The sequence below is a fragment of the Pseudomonas sp. S3E17 genome (genome assembly GCF_024168685.1).
Taxonomy (GTDB): Bacteria; Pseudomonadota; Gammaproteobacteria; order Pseudomonadales; family Pseudomonadaceae; genus Aquipseudomonas; species Aquipseudomonas marginalis.
On record NZ_JALJWE010000001.1, the window covers coordinates 6,825,700 to 6,844,345 of the forward strand.

At 64.1% G+C, this 18,646-nt stretch carries 16 protein-coding genes; 4 read left to right on the forward strand and 12 right to left on the reverse strand.

Features of this window, described 5'->3' with window-relative positions:
• Positions 1–41: 41 nt before the first annotated feature.
• The 4 genes from J3D60_RS31145 (at position 42) to J3D60_RS31160 (ending at position 4,433) form a co-directional block, all read left to right on the forward strand.
• Positions 42–2,399 carry a DNA polymerase II gene (locus tag J3D60_RS31145; protein WP_065939423.1) on the forward strand — a complete coding sequence of 786 codons (2,358 nt, stop codon included), beginning with the start codon at positions 42–44 and terminating at the stop codon, positions 2,397–2,399.
• A 70-nt stretch (positions 2,400–2,469) separates the two neighbouring features.
• Positions 2,470–3,048 (forward strand): GNAT family N-acetyltransferase, encoded by a 579-nt coding sequence (locus J3D60_RS31150; protein ID WP_065939422.1) that lies wholly within the window; start codon positions 2,470–2,472, stop codon positions 3,046–3,048.
• 12 nt (positions 3,049–3,060) lie between these two features.
• Positions 3,061–3,693, forward strand: a complete 633-nt coding sequence (locus tag J3D60_RS31155) for a glutathione S-transferase N-terminal domain-containing protein (RefSeq protein WP_065939421.1) — start codon at positions 3,061–3,063, stop codon at positions 3,691–3,693.
• Between the two features lie 164 nt (positions 3,694–3,857).
• Positions 3,858–4,433: a DUF4174 domain-containing protein gene (locus J3D60_RS31160; protein ID WP_253493916.1), complete on the forward strand. Its 576-nt coding sequence runs from the start codon at positions 3,858–3,860 to the stop codon at positions 4,431–4,433.
• 36 nt (positions 4,434–4,469) lie between these two features.
• Here J3D60_RS31160 and J3D60_RS31165 read toward each other — a convergent pair whose 3' ends face one another.
• The 12 genes from J3D60_RS31165 to J3D60_RS31220 all read right to left on the reverse strand — a co-directional run.
• On the reverse strand, positions 4,470–5,504 hold the full coding sequence (locus tag J3D60_RS31165; protein ID WP_253493917.1) for an acyltransferase family protein: 1,035 nt from the start codon (positions 5,502–5,504) through the stop codon (positions 4,470–4,472).
• A gap of 22 nt (positions 5,505–5,526) precedes the next feature.
• On the reverse strand, positions 5,527–6,936 hold the full coding sequence (locus tag J3D60_RS31170; RefSeq protein ID WP_253493918.1) for a lipid II flippase MurJ: 1,410 nt from the start codon (positions 6,934–6,936) through the stop codon (positions 5,527–5,529).
• Positions 6,936–8,363, reverse strand: coding sequence for an O-antigen ligase (locus tag J3D60_RS31175; protein WP_027603097.1), 1,428 nt, complete (start codon positions 8,361–8,363; stop codon positions 6,936–6,938). The genes J3D60_RS31170 and J3D60_RS31175 overlap by 1 nt, the downstream gene beginning before the upstream one ends.
• 2 nt (positions 8,364–8,365) lie before the next feature.
• Positions 8,366–9,469, reverse strand: a complete 1,104-nt coding sequence (locus J3D60_RS31180) for a glycosyltransferase family 1 protein (RefSeq protein WP_065939417.1) — start codon at positions 9,467–9,469, stop codon at positions 8,366–8,368.
• The gene (locus J3D60_RS31185) at positions 9,460–10,677 is read right to left on the reverse strand and encodes a glycosyltransferase family 4 protein (RefSeq protein ID WP_253493919.1); all 1,218 of its coding nucleotides are present in this window, start codon (positions 10,675–10,677) and stop codon (positions 9,460–9,462) included. The genes J3D60_RS31180 and J3D60_RS31185 overlap by 10 nt, the downstream gene beginning before the upstream one ends.
• Before the next feature lie 8 nt (positions 10,678–10,685).
• On the reverse strand, positions 10,686–12,014 hold the full coding sequence (locus tag J3D60_RS31190) for a cellulase family glycosylhydrolase (RefSeq protein WP_253493920.1): 1,329 nt from the start codon (positions 12,012–12,014) through the stop codon (positions 10,686–10,688).
• Positions 12,004–13,194: a glycosyltransferase gene (locus J3D60_RS31195; RefSeq protein WP_253493921.1), complete on the reverse strand. Its 1,191-nt coding sequence runs from the start codon at positions 13,192–13,194 to the stop codon at positions 12,004–12,006. Before J3D60_RS31195 ends, J3D60_RS31190 begins: the two co-directional genes overlap by 11 nt.
• On the reverse strand, positions 13,194–15,185 hold the full coding sequence (locus J3D60_RS31200; protein WP_065939413.1) for an exopolysaccharide transport family protein: 1,992 nt from the start codon (positions 15,183–15,185) through the stop codon (positions 13,194–13,196). The genes J3D60_RS31195 and J3D60_RS31200 overlap by 1 nt, the downstream gene beginning before the upstream one ends.
• A gap of 14 nt (positions 15,186–15,199) precedes the next feature.
• Entirely contained in the window at positions 15,200–15,976 is a 777-nt protein-coding gene (locus J3D60_RS31205) for a polysaccharide biosynthesis/export family protein (RefSeq protein ID WP_253493923.1), read from the reverse strand.
• 29 nt (positions 15,977–16,005) lie between these two features.
• Positions 16,006–16,917, reverse strand: a complete 912-nt coding sequence (locus J3D60_RS31210; RefSeq protein ID WP_141157211.1) for a glycosyltransferase family 2 protein — start codon at positions 16,915–16,917, stop codon at positions 16,006–16,008.
• Between the two features lies 1 nt (position 16,918).
• The gene (locus J3D60_RS31215; RefSeq protein WP_253493924.1) at positions 16,919–18,379 is read right to left on the reverse strand and encodes a mannose-1-phosphate guanylyltransferase/mannose-6-phosphate isomerase; all 1,461 of its coding nucleotides are present in this window, start codon (positions 18,377–18,379) and stop codon (positions 16,919–16,921) included.
• On the reverse strand, positions 18,379–18,646 hold a 268-nt coding region (locus tag J3D60_RS31220; protein ID WP_253493926.1), incomplete at its 5' end, for a sugar transferase. The genes J3D60_RS31215 and J3D60_RS31220, both read right to left, overlap by 1 nt.

Sequence of the window (18,646 nt, forward strand, 5' to 3'; positions counted from 1 at the left end):
GTAGAATCAACGCCTGAAAGCTATTCCAGAGGTGCGGTACGGTGGATTTACAGCAGGGTTTTGTCCTGACCCGGCATTGGCGCGATACCCCGGCGGGCACGGAGGTCAGTTTCTGGCTGGCCACAGACCAGGGGCCACGGTTTATCCGCCTACCCGTGCAGACCTCGGTGATGTTCATTCCCGAGGCCCATCGCAAGCCGCTGGATTGGTTGCTCAAAGGTGAACGCGATATCGAATTGCGCCCGCTGCAACTCTGCGATTTCCATCACCGCCCGGTCCTGGGCCTTTACACGCGCCAGCACCGCCAGTTGATGGACGTGGAAAAGCGCCTGCGCGCCGCCGGTGTCGATGTCTACGAAGCCGATGTGCGCCCGCCGGAACGCTACATGATGGAGCGTTTCATCACCGCTCCGGTCTGGTTCGGGGGGACAGCGGATGCCGGTGGCGCCCTGTGCGACGCGCAGATGAAGCCCGCGCCCGACTACCGGCCGCCGCTCAAGCTGGTGTCCCTGGACATCGAGACCACCGCCCAGGGCGACCTCTACTCCATCGCCCTCGAAGGCTGCGGGGAACGCCAGGTGTACATGCTCGGCCCGCCGAACAAGACGGACGCGGTGGACTTCAAGCTCGACTACTGCGACACCCGCGCCCAACTGCTCGAATGCCTCAACCAATGGCTCGCCACCCATGACCCCGATGCAATCATCGGCTGGAATGTGGTGCAGTTCGACCTGCGCGTACTCCACGAACATGCCCAGCGCCTCAACGTGCCGTTGATGCTCGGTCGCGGCGATGAGCCCATGGCCTGGCGCGAACACGGCAGCCGCAACCATTACTTCGCCGCAGCGGCGGGGCGCCTGATCATCGACGGTATCGAAGCCTTGCGTTCGGCCACCTGGAGCTTCGAATCCTTCAGCCTGGAAAACGTCGCGCAAACCCTGCTCGGCGAGGGCAAGGACATCTCCACACCGTATCAACGCATGGACGAAATCAACCGCATGTTCGCCGAGGACAAGCCCGCCCTGGCGCGTTACAACCTCAAGGACTGCGAGCTGGTCACGCGGATTTTCGAGAAGACCGAGCTGCTCAAGTTCCTGCTGGAGCGCGCCAGCGTCACCGGGTTGCCGGCCGACCGCAACGGCGGCTCGGTAGCGGCATTTACCCACCTGTACATGCCGCTGATGCACCGCCAGGGCTTCGTCGCGCCGAACCTGGGCGACAAACCGCCTCAGGCCAGCCCCGGCGGGTTTGTCATGGACTCGCGGCCCGGCCTCTACGAATCGGTGCTGGTGCTCGATTACAAAAGCCTCTACCCGTCGATCATCCGCAGCTTCCTGATTGACCCGGTGGGCCTGATCGAAGGCCTCAAGCACCCCGACGACAGCGACTCCGTCGAAGGCTTTCGCGGTGCACGCTTTTCTCGCACCCGGCACTGCCTGCCGGCCATCGTTGCGCGTGTCTCCGAAGGTCGCGAAGAGGCCAAGCGTGAGCACAACGCGCCGCTGTCCCAGGCGCTGAAAATCATCATGAATGCGTTCTACGGCGTACTCGGTTCCAGCGGTTGCCGCTTTTTCGATACACGACTGGCTTCCTCGATCACGATGCGCGGCCACCAGATCATGCGCCAGACCCGCGAACTGGTTGAAGCCCAGGGGTATGAGGTGATCTACGGCGACACCGACTCCACCTTCGTGTGGCTCGGCAGCGCGCATTCCCAGGACGACGCCAGCCGTATCGGCCAGGCGCTGGTCAAGCACGTCAACACCTGGTGGCGTGAGCACCTGCACAGCGCGTTCGGCCTGCAAAGTGCCCTGGAGCTGCAATACGAAACCCACTTCAGCCGCTTTCTGATGCCGACCATTCGCGGCGCGGAGGAGGGCAGCAAGAAGCGCTACGCCGGCCTGGTGGTACATGCCGACGGCAGCGAAGAGATGATCTACAAAGGCCTGGAGACCGTACGCAGCGACTGGTCGCCCCTGGCCCGCCGGTTCCAGCAGGAACTCTACCAACGCATCTTCCACCGCCAGCCCCATCAGGACTACATACGCGACTACGTGCGCCGCACTTTGAGCGGCGAGTTCGATGAACTGCTGATCTACCGCAAACGTCTGCGCCGTCAACTGGATGACTACGAGCGCAACGTGCCGCCCCATGTACGCGCGGCGCGCCTGGCCGATGAATACAACGACCGCCTGGGGCGCCCGCGCCAGTACCAGCGCGGCGGCTGGATCCGCTATGTGATCAGCGTCAACGGCCCCGAACCGCTGGAAGTACGCCAGGCGCCGATTGATTACGACCACTACGTCACCCGGCAATTGCAACCGGTCGCGGATGCGATACTGCCGTTCGTGAGTGACGATTTCAGCACCCTGGTCGGCGGGCAAATGGGTCTGTTCTAAAATCCTTGATTCACCCTGGTGAGAGCCTGCACTCTTGGCCTCTGATGATCACCAGACGGCGTAGCGCTCCATGACCCTGCTCACCCTGACCGGCACCACGGTCGAACTCCAACCCCTGCAACGCGAACACGCGGCCGCCTTGCTTGCTGCTGCGGCCGATGGCGAGTTGTGGAACCTCAAGGTCACCCACGTACCGGGCCCGGATACTGTCGATAATTACATCGCCACCGCCTTGGCCGGGCGCGAGGCGGGCAGCATGATCCCTTTCACCCTCGTGCGTCGCGACACCGGCCAGGTGGTCGGCAGCACGCGGTTCTGGAAGGTCGACCGGGTCAATCGTAAGCTGGAGATCGGCCATACCTGGCTGGCGCAATCCACGCAAAAAAGCGCCATTAACACCGAAGCCAAGCTTCTGCTGCTGACCTACGCGTTCGAAGTGCTGGACTGCGTGCGCGTGCAATTTACCACCGACGAACTCAATGAAAAGTCCCGTGCTGCGATTCTGCGCCTGGGCGCCGTGCAGGAAGGCATCGTGCGTCACGAACGCATCATGCCCGACGGGCGCAAGCGCAACTCGGTGCGTTTCAGCATCATCGATTCGGAATGGCCGCAGGTGAAGGTCAACCTGCAGGCGAAACTGCAACGATAGGAGGAAAGGCCCATGTACACACTCTATGGCATCGACGAATCCGGCTCCTGCATGATCGAAATCGCCCTGCAACGGTGCGCGGTACCATGGCGACGGGTGGACGCCGCCTCCTGGGCCGACGGCGAGGGCAGCGACGAGCTTGCCCGTATCAACCCGCTCAAACAGGTGCCCACCCTGGTTACCCCCGATGGGCAGGTGCTGACGGAAAGTGCCGCGATCCTGATCCACCTGGGCCTGGCGTTTCCCGATGCGCATCTGCTGGGCGGCGACCGTGACCAGATCATCCGCGGCCTGGTGTACATCGCGGCCAATTGTTATTCGGCGATCGGCATCATCGACTACCCGCAACGCTGGCTGGGCAACGCCGATGAGGCGGTGCTGGCGCAATTGGTCACGGGCACGCGCCGCTATCTGCACCAGGCCTGGGTGGTGTTTGCCGAACAGTTTGCCGGCCAACTGTTCGCGCCCGACGGCGCACCGAATGCGTTGGGCATCATGGCGGCGGCGGTGTCACGCTGGGATGAGGCGCGTGAGGCCTTGACTGCCCTGGCGCCAGGCTTTGCCCAGACCCTGGCGCAGGTGGATGCCGACCCGATCGTGGCGCCTGTCTTTGCCCGCCATTGGCCGGGCTGGAAGGTCTCGTAATGTTTCCGCAATCAAAGGAAACAATGCCGCATGTCGCCGCCAAGTCCTTGCGGAGCGGGCGTCCTGGCCTACGCTTTCTGAACGCGGTGTAGGAATCATCCTTGAATTTGACTGTCGCAGACATGAAACTCAAGAACCCTGCATGGAATTCAAAGGAGGTGCGCATGCTCATCCGGTCGCTGACCCTGGCTACCTTGATGGCTTTTACGGGGCCGCTGTTGGCTGCTGATGATATCAACCCGCTCAAGCAGGACCTGGGCAAAGCCCGGCCACTGGTGGTGGTGGAGCTTGATTCCGGCAACGACACACTGGCGACCCTCAAGAAACAGCTGGACGAGCCTGCCACCAAGCAGTCCTTTGAAGAGCGCAGCATGGTGTTCTACACCGTGAAGTTCGGCAGCATCGGTGCCGAAGGGGAGAAGTTCGCCAAGGCCCCCAAGGACAACAAGAAGCTCACGCCGCCCGAGACCAATGCGCTGATCCGCGCCCTCAAACTGGGCGCCGGCAGCGGCACCAAAGTGATCTTGGTGGGCAAGGATGGCGAGAAGAAAGTCGAGAAGACCGTGCCGCCGGATAGCCTCGATTTGAAAGAGTTTTTCAGCGCCATCGACCAGATGCCGATGGCCGAGAAAGAAACCGCCGCAGCCCCGGAACCCGAGCCCGTTGCACCGGCTCCGGCCAAGGGCGCCAAGCCGGCGAAACACGCCGGCAAGCCCGCCGCGCAACAACTGGATGACTGAACCCGATACTCGGTAGGAGCACGCTCGCTCCTACCGTTATCTGGCAGCCTTGCGCAGCGGAAATGGAAAGTAGAAAAACCGCAGGAACGCCACCCGCTTGATCACTTCCCCGATCAACAACGGCACCACCACCGCCACCACAAAGCCGATACAGGCCGCGACAAACGCGTGCAGCCCCAGGCGCTCCATCAAGTCGAATGTCTTGTGCTGGATCTCCCCATGGAAGATCAGCAGGATCAGGGTCGACTGGCCGATGTAGGTCATGATCCGGGTGATCAGGGCCGACGCCATCAGCACCCGCGCCAACGCCCAGCACAGGTACACCCCAATCACCGCCAGCAGGCTGGTCCACAGCCAGTGGTCGTAGCGACGCTGCGCCAGGTCCATGGTGTCGCCCCGGTAGAGGAACACCACCGCGAACAGCGCCACCGACACCAGCAGGGTCAGCAGTGACCCCGCATGGGTACGCAGCCAGTCACGCAGCAGGTAGCCGTAGACGAAACACGCGCTGCTGATCAGGGTGATATCCAGGCTGAAGGGCAGGCCGGGCAGCACCCAGGTTTGCCCGCCGAGAGTCACCGGCAGTTGCCAGAACCACGGCAGCATCCAGATGCCGATCAGCAGCGGCACCAGCATCACTGCACAACTCACCGCCAGCGGCAGGCGCTGGATCAGCCGCAGTACGGCCCAACTGAACAGGATCGCCACCCAAAAGTGCGGCAAAAACCACAGCGCCTGCCACGGGATGGTGTCCACCGAGGCGTACAGCACGCCGCCGATATCCGGCAGCAGCGGTTGGCCGCGCAGCACATCGCGCACGATCACATACACCAGCATGGTGAAGAAAAACGGCTTGAGCAGGCCGTCGGCCTTACGCACCGCCATCTCGACAAACGGCTGTTCAGGTTTGAAAAACACCCCCGACAGAAAGAAGAACAACGGCAGTACGAACGACGCCAGGATCGGGTACATCAAGTCCGGCGACGTGGCGACAAACCAACTGTGGGCGTACACGATCACCAGGATGCCGATGCCCTTGGCGATATCCATTTGAATCCAGCGATTTTTCACCTGAGTGCTCCCGATCGATCATTCATGCCTTGCGCCACGGCTTGAGCCACAGCCCCATGCCGAGCAGCACCACGGCGCCCGTCAGGGTGCTCAGCCCCAGTTGCAGCCACACGCCCTCAATACCAAACAGCATCAGCGCCGCCAGCCCCATCAGCAGTGCACTGAGCAGCCAGTGCCGGGCCCAGGGCAGGGCGTCGAGCAAGGCCTGGCGCTGCATCAGCAACAGTGCGGTGCAGAGCACGCCGGCCAGTGCGGCCAAGGGGATACCAGCCAGGCCAAACACCCAGGGCAGCGCTCCCAGCAACAACACGTTGACCAGGCTGCCCAGCAACTCGCAGCGCAGTGGCTGGCGCGTATCGCCAGCGGCGTAGGCATAGCGCGCGAGCAAGGCGTTCCAGGCGCCGAACACCAACGGCACGGCAAACCAGGCCAGCAGCAGCGGCAACGGCGAATCCGCCGATTGCTTGGGCAGCAGCAATGCCACCAGGCTCGGGGCTGCCGCCACCAGGCCGACACCGGCAGGCAGGGTCAGCACGCTGGCGGTTTCCAGGCCGCGCTTGAGCAGGGCCAGGCGCTCATCGCCCTGACGTCGGCTCATCATGCCCAGCAGTACCTGGTTGAGACTCATCAGCGCAATCAGCGGCAGGTTCATCAGCTTGCGCGCCAGGTTGACCCAAGTCACCGCGCCTTCTCCCAGCAGCGATGCCACCAGCCGCTCGATCAGCGCCAACCCCTGGCTGGCGCCATTGCTCAGCAACAGCGGTCCGATGCGCTGGCCCAGCTCCCGCAAGGGTGCGACGCTCAGTTGCCAGCGCCATGGCCGCCAGCCTTGGCGCCACACCGACGGCAACAGCGCCAGCGGCATCAACAGGCTGCCGGCCAGGCAGGCCAGGGCCAGCGCGTGCGGTTGGCTGGTGGTGCCCGCGAGGGCGAGGTACGTCACCGGCGGCAGGTTGAACAGTAACGAGCCCAGCCCCGCGAGGACAAAACGTTCACCGGCCTGCAAGGGAATGCTGAACAGCCCATGCAACATCAAGCCCGGCACACACCAGGCGAGGATCTGCAGGTTGCTGCTGGCCAAGACTGTGGCGGTGTCGGCCAATCCCGGGCCGAGCACTTGCACCAGCCACGGTGCCAACAGCGTCAGCAGCAGGCTGATGACCAGCGCGATCAGCAGCAACGCCGGGAACAGCACCGCCAGCCACTCCAGGCGTTCGCCATGCTTGCGTTGCAGGTACAAGGGCAGCGCGGCGGCGCTCAGCACACCGCCGGCCAACGACATGCGCAGCGCTTCCGGCAAAAACAGCGCGATCAGGAAGGCATCGCTGCGCTCTCCGGCGCCCCAGGCCGCCACCAGCAACCATTCACGGGCAAATCCCAGGCACAGGCCCACCAGGGTCGCCAGGGTCAGCCAGGCGGCGGAGCCGAGCATCAGGGCCGTGCCCCATCAGGCAGGTGTTTGCGGTAGGCCACGGTCTTCACCTGCGGCAGCCGCGCCGGAAACAACCGCCGCGCCTCCAGCACATTGATGCCCACCATCAGCCAGAACAACGCCACCATCACCACCGCAAAACTGAAGTAGTGGTCGAACAGGCCGCTGACCAGTGCCGACAGAATCCCGCCGGTGGTGCCCAGCCACAGGGCATTGTCCTTGGTCAGGCGAATCGGGCCTTTTTGCGGACGCGCCTCACGCCACCAGCGCACGGTCACCGCCACAAAGAACAGCATGCCGACGATGCCGGTCTTGTAGATGAAGTTCAGCCACAGGTTGGAGATCCCCAGCAGGTGGGTGCCCGGTACCGGCGGGTCAACCTTGAAGCCGATCCCGAACGGATAGGACACCACCGCCTGCGGGAACATGCGGTACTCGTCGAACCGCACTTCGGTACTGGCGTTGTCCGAGGAGAAAATCGTCGCCAGGCGTTCCTGCAACGGTGGGTAGGCCATTACCAGTGCCACGGTCAGCGCCGCGCCGATCATCAGCAGGCGCCCGGTGTAGGGCACGCGGCGCGTAGCCATCCACACCAGCACCAACGCCAGGCTGACCATCGCGCCGCGGCTGCTGGCCAACAGCAACGCGGCCGCGCCCAGGCAGGCGACGCCCAGGCCCAGCGCACGTTTCCAGCCCTGTTCGGTCACGCCGAAGCAGAAGGCCAGGGGCAGCAACAATGCCATGATCCCGCCGATGGCATTCGGGTGCATCCACGGCGAACCCATGCGCGAAGACATGGCCTCCAGACCGAATTTCAACATGTCGAAATTGCCGTAGTTGAACAACGCCAGAATCGGCGCAATGCCGGCCCCGGAGCGCGTGCGCACGAACACCGCAATCGACAGCACCAGCATCGCCAGGCTGCCCAGCAACAGGGCGATCACCAAGGATTCACGCTGCTTGCGGTCCACCAGCAATCTGGCGCAGAGGAACACCGCCGACAGGCTCAGCAACCAGCGCAGCCAGTTGGCCACGCCGCTGCTGTCGGCGTGGACGGTGACCTGGCCGACGATAAACGGGAACACGCTGAACAGCATCAGCCACAGCAGCATCTGGTCGGTGGGACGGCGGGTCAGGCTGGGCGTATCGGGCAGGCGGGCCAGGAAGTTGTGCCACAGCACCGCGCCCCAGGTCAGGGCCAGGATCGCTTCGCTGACGGTGCTGCGGATCCCCAGGTTGATAGTCGAGTACGGCATGAACGTGGCGATCATGGCGAACAGCAACAGCCCCCACAACGGAAAGCGCAGGATGGTCACTGCCCCCGCCAGGCCGACTACGGCCAGGAACGCCTTGGCCGGCGACAGCAGCAGGGCGAGGGCGCCAAACAGCAGGCCGAAGAGGATCGCGACGAGGCTTGCCAGGTTCACTCTCACTGAAGTTCCTCGATCAGTTCGGCCAGGCGCTGGCGATAAGCATGATGGTTGAAACGTTGCGCCCACAGGCGCCGTTGCTCGGCGCAGTCTTCATCCGGCCGCGCGCCCAGGCTGAGCATCAATTGCACCAGCGCCGGGCCATCGGTGGGCGAAAACCGCGGGGCCGACGGCGGGGTGATTTCATCCAGCGAAGTGCCGCTGGCCACCGCCACCGGGGTGCCGACGCTCAGGGCCTCGATCACCGGCAGGCCAAAGCCTTCGGCATAGGATGGCTGCCACAGGCGTGACGCCTGGCGGTACAGCCCCTGCAACTCGGCGTCCGACACGCCACTCAGGGCGCGAATCCCCGGCAATGTGCGCTGGGCTTCGGGCAAGTGTTCCAAACTGCCCACCAGCACCAACTCCGGCACCGAAGGGGATTGGCGCCGCGCCTGCTGCCAGGCGTCCACCAAAAACGGCACGTTCTTGCGCAACTCACGGGTGCCCACCAGCAGCCAGTAGCGCTCGGGCAATTGATGCCGGCTCAGGTCCGCCACCAGCCCGGCAAAGCCATCGACCTGATTGGGCAGCACACGAATCTTGCCCACCGCCTTGGGAAACAGCCGCGCGGTTTCATCCGCGCTGTATTGCGACGGCGTCCACACGCGGTCGGCGCTGTGCACCGCGTAGGCAATCGACAGGCGATCGCTGGTCTTGTAGATCAGCGCCTTCAAGCGGTTGGCGTGGTAGTTGTCCAGGGTGATCTGGAACAGGTCATGCAGCAGCACCACCGTGCGCAAACCCTTCGGCTTGGGCGGTAACGGCAGGCCCATGTTGAAGGTGCTGATGTACAGGTCGATACGCTCCTCGCGCAAGGCGCGCGGCAGAAAACCGGCCTCAAAGCGCAGACGATTCTGCGGCTGGTGCATGGCGGTCTTGGCACAGCCCCACGCCGGGCAGTGGGCCTGCAGGCGCGTTTCATCGCCCAGTGGCGCTACGGTAAACCGCTCAAGCTCGATGCCCGGCAAGGTGTGCAGGGCGCTTTCCAGCGCATACACCTGGCGGCTGATGCCCGATTGCGGCGAGGTGCCGACGGTGCGGTAATCCAGGCCTATACGCATGCGGGCTCCCTCTGGCTCAGCGGCACGAGGGTGGCGTACACCTGCTCCAATTGGCTGGCGGCGACGCTCCAGTCATGGGCGCGGCGTACGTAGGCGCGGCCCGCCTCACCCATGGGCGCGGCGGCTTCAGGGCATTGCAGCAGGCGCACCACGGCATCGGCCAGGTCGTCGGCGCTTTGCCCACCGAGGTAGTCCAGGCCTTCCACCAGGTCCAGCCCCGACACGCCTTGTTCGGTGCTGGCCAGCGGCAGGCCGGCGGCCAGGGCTTCGAGTACCTTGAGCTTGGAGCCGCCGCCGTGGCGCAACGGCGCCAGGAACACCGAACAGCTCGATTGCAGGTCGAGCAGGTTGGGTACGAAGCCTTGCCAGTCGATACGCGGGTCTTTCCAGCGCTCGCGCCAGCTGCCGGGCATGCCGAAGCCGCACACGCTCATGCGCGCATCCGCACAGCGCGCCCAGACCTTGGGCAGGATTTCATCCAGGGCCCATTCGATGGCGTCCACGTTCGGCGCGTATTCATAGTTACCGAGGAACAGCACGCGGCGTGTCGACGGGTCGGGATGGGCGGCGGCGAAGTGATCGCAGTCCACGCCATTGACCACCACCGGTACGGGTTTGCCGGCGATTTTCTCCAGGGTGTGCGCATCGCTTTGAGTGACCGCCACCACCTGCGTGGCCTGGCGCATCACTCGGCGTTCCCAGCGGGCATAGCGCCATTGATCGTAGCGAATGAACGGCAGCGACCAACGCGGCAAGCGGTCGTAGGTGGCCGCGCCCAGGGCCGATTCCACATTGTGTTCGGTCAGCACAAAGGGCTGTGATTTACGCGCCAGCGCATCTTCGTAAGGCTGGAAACTGTAGCTGTGCTCGATCTGCACAACGTCCCACTGCTCACCCAGCAACCAGTTGAAGGTGTCCTGCAACTCGCCCGCCAGCCCATTCACGCTGGCCAGCAGCGGGTAGGGTGCAAACAGCCCCGCCACCAGGGTCTTGAGGCTGCGCAACGGGCGGCGCGGCAGGATGATCAACTGTTCGACAAACGCTTCCAGCACCTGGCGGTCGGCAGGGGACACCGGATGCTTGTCATGCAGCAGCAAGGTGATCCGATGCCCCCGCGCCGCCAGGCTGCGCAGCAGGTGGAACTGGCGCGTCTTGCCGCCGCTGGTGGCGGGCCAGGGCGAGTAGGGCAGGATCCATAAAATACGCATGGCGGGCCTCACTCCCATAACAGAATTTGCAGGTTCGGCTTGACCATGACAGTCAGCCCGTGGGTGCCGCTTACCGGGGTTTGCGTACCGCGCAGCGGGTCATACAGGGTGGCGCTGGCCAGGTTGGGCAGGTGTGCGTTGCCGCCCCCGGCCGCCCAGAAGAACCATAGCTTGCGCCCGTCGGCGCGGGTCCAGCCGATGCTGAACAGGCCGTCGGGCAACTGATCGGCGCTGGGCGGATCGCCGGGGGTGAGCGTCGGACCGCTGACGTCGAGGAAATTTTTCAGCGCGGTGTAGACCGGCTTGGGGTTGGCGTCGATGTCGAGCAAGCCGTAAGACTGGTCCCGCACACTGGCGCGCTGGTCCAGATCACTGAGGGTAAACAGGAAGATCCGGTCGTAATCCAGCGCACTCATCAGCGCCAGGCGGCGCACTACGTAATCGGCCTGGGTCTGTGGGGTGATGATGTCCTGGGCGTCTTTGGGACCGGTGTAGGTCGACCAGCCCCATTCTGTGCTCCACAGGGTCTGCACGCCGCCGCTGCGCAGGGCCTGGTTGAGCGTGGTGGTCCTGGCGATAAAGTCCAGGTTGGCCGGGTCGTTGCCTTCGGGCAATTGGGTATAAGGGTGGTACGAGACGACGGTATTGAGGCTGGCCACGCCCAGGGCGCCGAGGGCATCGAACATGCTCTGGCCGTTGGGCATTTCGCTGAAGAATGCCATGCCGGCGGCCACCACCGGTTTGCTCGGGTTCATTGCGCGCAACGCGGCGGCGGTGGTGGTCAGCAGTGCGGCGTAGCCGGCCGGGTCGGCTGCCGGGCGCCAGAAGCCCAGCAGGTTCGGTTCGTTCCACACCTGCCAGGCGTCGACACTGGGATAGCGCTGGGCCAACAGCGCCATGCGGTTGGCGAACACGTTCGGGTCTTTCGGCGGGTACTGGTCCTGATACGGCGCCCCTACCGGCGCAGTGGTGGCGAACGGCGCCGACCCGACCAGGTAGAACACTGACTTGAGCTGATTGTCCTGCAGTTTGCCCACCAACTGATCCAGCGTCGCAACCTGGTACTGCCCTGCGACCGGCTCCAGCTGGTCCCAATGCAAATCCAGGCGTACCCACTCCAGGCCCAGCGCCTTGAGACGGTCGATCTGCTTCTGATAGCGCTCAGGGGCGAACCACAGGAACTGCGCGTTCACCCCGAGGAAATCCTTCCACACCACAGTTTTGTTGCCCTTGAGCACATGGCTCTCGGCATCGGCCTGGCGCCCCCACAAAATCGCGGTCAGGCCCAGGGCGGCGACTACGACCAGGGTGGCGACGTAGGTGCGTTTACGCGCCATGGCGGCTGCCCTCGATGGCTTGCTCAAACAGTGCCTTGAACTTTTGCGCGGTCAACGGCCATAAGCGCTCGCGGCCGATTTCGCCGGCGCGTTCGGCCCAGTCCCGGGCCAGCAGCGGCGTGCGTGCCAGGCGCAGCAGTTGCGCGCTGAGGGCATCCACATCACCCTCGGGGTAGATGGCACCGTTGCCGCTGGCGACTTCCTCGGCAAACGCGCGAGCGTCGGAGGTAATCGCCCCACGCCCGCAGGCGGCAGCCCAGGACAGCGCGCCACTGGTCCCGCGTTGGCGCCCGAGCAGGCCGAGTTTTTTCGATTCGCGATAGGGCAGCACCATCACATGGTGGGCCTGGATGGTCTGGGCAATCTCGTCGGCCGGCAGGTTCAGCCGCCAGTCGATGGCGTCCGCCAGGCCGAGTTCGGCGATCTGGCGGTTCAACTGCTCCAGGTAATTACCACCCGCGCCAAACGCCATTTCGGCGGCGGTGCCACCGGCCAGGGTCAGGCGCACACGCTCACGCAATTCGGGGGCCTGCTTGAATACGCCGGCCAGGGCCTCTAACAGGTCTTCGATGCCTTTACCCCGGTAGATAAACCCGAAGTACAGCAGACGCAGCATATCCAGTGGCGGCAACGGCGCCGATGGAATTGCCAGGTTGGCATGGTTGATCACCGCGACTTTCCCCGCCGGCAGTTGCATGCGTTGGCCCAGGCACTCGGCGCCCAGGCGGGTGAGGGTGATCAAGCGGGTCAAGCCGGCGGCGACCTGGCGCTCTTCACGCAAGGTCAGCGGATCGGCCAGCACCACTGCCGCCTGTGGCATCGGGCTGGGCAAACGCTCCAGCAGGTTCAACGGGAATGGCAAGCGCTCACGCCGCCAGACGATGCGTTCCGGATCATGCACCGTGGCGGTCAAGGGCAGTGCCGGGTAGGCCTTGCGCAATTCGCGCAGGGCCAGGAACTCCCCCAGCCGTCCGCCGCCCAGCTCGGCGTGGACCAGGTCCACGCTGTGCCAGTCGAAACCACCGATGGCCTGTTTGATCGCCTCGCTGTTGCCCGCCACCCCGGCCAACGGCGTCAGCACCGTCACCTCCAGTTGTTCCAGTGCCGTGCGGAAATGGTTCGCGTAGTCGGCGATGCCATTTTTCTCCGGTGGCAACGGAGCGAGCAGGGCGACGCGCATCAGAATGCCCCTCGGTACTTGGCGATGGTTTTCAGCACCTTGGCCGGCACTTCGAATTTGCGCCGGTTGATGATGATGCCGTCGACCTTGCCGAACGCGGTGTTGAGGATCGACAGCGCGTGCTCCACCACCGGCACCGTGCTCTTCTGCGCTTCCACCACCAGCGCAATCAGGTCGGCCCGACGCAGGTTGATAAACGCATCGCGGTTATCCAGCAGCGCCGAGGCGTCCAGCAGCACCACTTCACCTGGCGCCGCCGGTTCGGCGCCGCCCACACGCACGTTGATACCGTTTTCCTGCAGCAACTGACGCAGTTGTTCCACCACAAAGGTCACCCCTTCGCCGTGACGTGCCGAGGTCAGCCCCAGGGTCAGGCCCTGCTCGGCGATGCGCTCCAACTGCAGCAATCCGTACAGCCGGTAGATACTCGCATTGAACGCGTTGGTGCTTTGGGCGGTGCTGGTGTCCAGCTCGGGCAAGGTGGTCCACAGCGGCAGGCCGAACTTGCGTTCCGCCAGGCCGCCATCGTGGATGCGCTGGTCGAGCAGGTAGCACAGGTAGATCACCAGCAGGCCGACGACGAGGGCGAATGGGACCGCCAGCACCAGCATCACCAGGGTCTTGGGGAAGATACGGCCGGGGTTCAGGGTGGCCTCTTCGATCACCGCGATGTTGCTGATCTGGCTGTTATCCAGTTCACGGTCAATGCGTGATTTTTCCAGGTTGTCCACATACAGCGCGTAGTTGCGTTCGGCGGCGCCCAGCTCCCGGGCGAGGCGTGTCAGTTCCGGTTCGATCTCCAGGGCTTGCTTGCGCTGGGCTTCGAGGTTGGCCAGTTGTTTCTGTTGTTGAGTCAGTTGGGTACGCAGCGCGAGGTTGTTGCTCGACTCATCCAACAGTACTCGCTGCAAGTGGATTTCCAGGGTATTGGGCGCGCGGTTTTCCGAGCTTTGCACGGTGTTGCTTTCACTCGCGACATGGGCCTGCATTGCGCGGATCGACGCATCCAGGGCTTTGACCGGCGGCGCGTTGTCCGTGTAGGTGCGCATCATGTCGGCCTTTTCCAGCAGCTTCTGGTTCAGCAGGCGGCGCAGGTCCTGCTGCTGGGGGTTCAGTGCGATCTGGCGCACCGTGGTGACTTCCTTGGGCTGGCTCTTGAGCTGGGTGCGGGTGCTCTGGATGGCGCTGTCGGAGGAGGCGATCAGGCGCGTGGTGTTGAACGTTTCGCCCCGCAGTACGTTGATGCGCTCGGACAAGTCTTCCAGGCGATCGGTGATGCTCGCCGCGCCGATCTGGTTCAGGTGCGTGAGGATCTGTTGCTTGTAGCTCTGGATCTCGGTGGCGCTGGTGGCTACCTGGCCTTCATAGAAGACGTACAGGCTCTTGCGCCCCAGGGCCTGGGTGCGTTCGTTGACATAGGTCTCGACCCAATCCTTGACCACCGCCTGGGCTATCTCCGGGTCGCCCCAGGTAAAGTTGATGTCCATGACCGTGGAGCCGGCCGCGTGGCTCACCTCGAAGTTCTTTTCCAGGCCCGCCGCCAGGCGTTCCACCGGCGTGGTTTTTTCCACCACGCCGACAGTTTCCAGTACCACGCGGATGCCATCGAACACCGCGCCTATGCCACTCTTGACGTAGTACTTGGTGCGCTTCCAGAAGCCTTCCGGTGGCGGTGCGTTACTGATCACTTCCAGGTAGTGCTCGGCCACCGCCCGCACAATCGGGCGCCCGGTGAGCAGGCGCTCTTCGTCGACAATCGGGTCGCGCTGGGTGCTGGGCATCACCAGCGCCTGGCGGTTGCTGATCTCGATGGGCAAGGTCGAATCACGCCCCGGCTTGACCAGCAGGCGCGCCGTGGATTCGTACTTGGCCGGCAGCAGGAAAGCCCCCAGTAGAATGATCACCAACGCCGCAATGGCGGCCAGTCTGAACTCGTGGCGGAAGATGAAGAACAGGCGTAGCAGATCACGAAAAGAACGGATCTCGATCATGGGATGTCGCTCCTTTAATTACTGCCGCCGCTGGTTCGCGTGTAGTTGTAGCCGACCCCGATGGACTTGGTGAACGGAATCAGTTGGTTCATGTAGGTATCCACGCCCTGGATGCGCTCGCCGACGTTGGACTTGGGCACGAACACCACGTCGCCGCGTTGCAGGCGCACCGGCTTGCGTCCGTTGGCGCCGGTCTTGAGGAGCTGGCTGAAGTCCAGGAAGTAGGCGCGGTAGGCGCCCTGGGCATCTTCGCGCAGCAGCGCAACCATGCTCGCGTTGCCCGCCGGGCTGACTCCGCCGGCGCCGACAATCGCCTGTTCCAGGGTGTTGGCCGTGGCGATCTGCACCGCCGTGGGGTTATTCACCGCGCCGCCGACGATCACCGAGTTGCCCGGCGCCTGGTTGATGTTCACCGTGACCCGGGGCTCGCGGTAGGTCTGCGCAAGCTCGTGGGTCAGTTGGTTGGCCAGCTCCGATGGCTGGCGCCCGGCAACCTGGATCGGCCCCAGGAACGGGTAGTTGATCTTGCCGTCCGTCTGCACCGTGTACAGCGTCAGCTCGTAGATGGTGCTGACGTTGAACGCCGACAGCGTCGGCATCTCGCCAGCATCGCGGACGATGCGCAACTGGTCGCCGATACGGATGCGTTCCACTGCCGGTGGCAGCTGGGCCAGTTGGTCGAGGGCGCGCTTGCCGTCCTCGACGGTCTTGCTGTCCGGTGGTTCGATACGCGCCGGGGTGTTGCAGGCGGCCAGGGCCAGCATGGCCAGGGCGAGCACGCTTCGCTTCATCAAGGGGGATTTCCTGTGGGTCATGATGCTCACCTCCAATAACCGGGAAACATGCTGATGCGCCGCTTGAGGGCGAGCGGCAGGCGGCGTTCAAGATGGCCCAGGCGGTACCCGAGCAGTTTGAACGCACTGCGCACCAGCACCTCGGGCGCGCGGTGCAAGGCGCCGGCTTTGCGCAGCGCCGCGAGTTCGGCCAGCACATAGCGTTTGCCCTCGCCACCCGCGTCGCCAAAGGCCTGCTTGATCCACGGCTCGCGGCCGTAGAACACGCCAATGTCGAAGTAGCGGTGAAACTCGTCCATGAGTTTGTAATCGTGGGAGTGATGCACCAGCGCGGTGGCGGCATAGCGCACCTTGTAGCCGTCGAGCAGCATGCGTGCGGCCACAAAGGCGTCTTCGCTGCCGATCACGTCGGCAGGGAAGCCACCCACGGCCTGCAACACACTGCGCCGGTACACCGAAAACGAGTCGGAGCTGAAGCAGGTCTTGATCCCAAGCTCCGGTGCATCGGCCAGGCTTTTGCTGCGGCTGTGTTCCGGGTAGTTGAAGTGCCGCGATTGCGCGCCCAGCACGCCGGCATCGGGGTGGGGCAATTGCCGTCCGTAGGCGACGCCGTTGAGCGGGTCCTGCTGCAATTCATCGAGCAGGTTGGCAAAGGTCTCGGGCGTCGCCGGGATGGCGTCCTGGGTCATTACGATCAGCGCGTCGCCACCCACCTGTTCGCTGGCCCAGCGGCGGGTGCCGCCATGGTTGAAGTCACGGGCGTCGATCACCTCGACCCGCGCGCCGAACGCGCGAAAGCGCGCCACGGTGTCATCGCTGGAGGCGCTGTCCACCACCAGCATCTCGTCAGGTTGCAGGGTTTGCATCTTCAACGCAGGCAGCAGGCGTGCCAGGTGGCTGGAGGCGTTACGGGTGGGGATGATCAATGAAGTGCGCATGTCATTTTTTCGCCTCGGCAGGCGCGCGGCCGTAGATGTCGTCGAAGCGCACGATGTCGTCTTCGCCCAGGTACTCGCCGCTCTGCACTTCGATCATCACCAGGTCGATGATGCCGGGGTTGGTCAGCCGGTGTTTGTGCCCGGCGGGAATGTAGGTGGACTCGTTGGCGTTGATCAGGAACTCGCGGTCGCCATTGGTGATCTGTGCCGCGCCGCTGACCACCACCCAGTGTTCGCTGCGGTGGTGGTGCATCTGCAACGACAGCGAGGCCAGGGGCTTGACCACGATGCGTTTGATCTTGAAGCGGCTGCTTTCCTCCAGCACGGTGTAGGTACCCCACGGCCGGGTCACCGTGCGGTGCAGGCTGTACGCCGGATGGTTCTGGCGCTTGAGTTCGGCGACGATATGGCGCACATCCTGGCTGCGGTGGGCGTCGGCGATCAGCAGTGCGTCGGGGGTATCCACGATGATCAGGTCGCGCACCCCCACGGCGCCCAGCACGCGCTTGGGCGAGTCGATGTAGCAGTTGTGCACGTCATGCAAAATCGCCTCGCCATTGACCTGGTTGCCATGGGCATCGCTGGGGGTGAGCTGGCGCAGCGCTTCCCAGGACCCGATGTCGCTCCAGCCAATGTCACAGGGCACCACGGCCACTTGCCGGGACTTTTCCATCAAGGCCACGTCGATGGAAATATCCGGCGCACTGCCGAACGCATCCGCATCCAGTTCACGTTGGCGCGAGGTTTTGTTTTGCAGGCTCTGGCTGTGTTCCAGCGCGGCGCGGGCGGCCTCCAGCACGGCGGGGGCATGGGTGGCCAGTTCGTCCACCAGGGTGCTGGCCTTGAAGCAGAACATGCCGGCGTTCCACAGGTGCTTGCCGCCGTCCAGGTAGGCCTGGGCGGTGGCCAGGTCGGGTTTCTCGACGAAGCGTTTGACCCGGTAGCCATGGCTCAGCGCCTCGCCTTGCTCGATATAGCCAAAGCCGGTTTCCGGGTGGTCGGGCTGGATGCCGAACGTCACCAGGTAGCCGGCTTCGGCCAGGTCGCGGGCCTGGGTCACGGCCTCGGCGAACGCCACTTCATTGAGGATCAGGTGGTCGGCGGGCATTACCAGTAACTGTGCGTCGCCGCCGAAATGCTCCTGCACATGCAGGGCCGCCACGGCGATGGCCGCCGCCGTGTTGCGACCGAACGGTTCCAGCAGCAGGTCCAGGGGCAGGCGGGCGTTGTTCACTCCGCGGTAATCGTCGAGGGTGCGAAACAACAGGTCGCGGTTGGTCACCGTGAGCACGCTTTCCACGCCGGGCAGTTTGGCCGCGCGCAGGAAGGTTTTTTGCAGCAGGCTCTGGCCATCGCGCATGCGCATGAACGGCTTGGGCATGTTCTGCCGCGACACCGGCCACAGTCGAGTGCCCGAACCACCGGAAACGATGCAGGGAATTAATCCGTTGAGGGTCTTCATCAATAGACTTCCTTGGTGGAAAGGACGGCCGGGACCGTCATGAAAACGATGTACAGGTCAAACCACACCGACCACTTGGAGATGTACTCCAGGTCGTACTCGACACGTTTCTGAATCTTGAACAGGGTGTCGGTCTCACCCCGGTAACCGTTGATCTGCGCCCAGCCGGTAATCCCCGGCTTCACGCGGTGGCGCGAGCTGTACTCGCTCACCGCCACTTCGAAGGGAATGCCGGCGGCTTTGGTCGCCGTGGCATGGGGGCGCGGG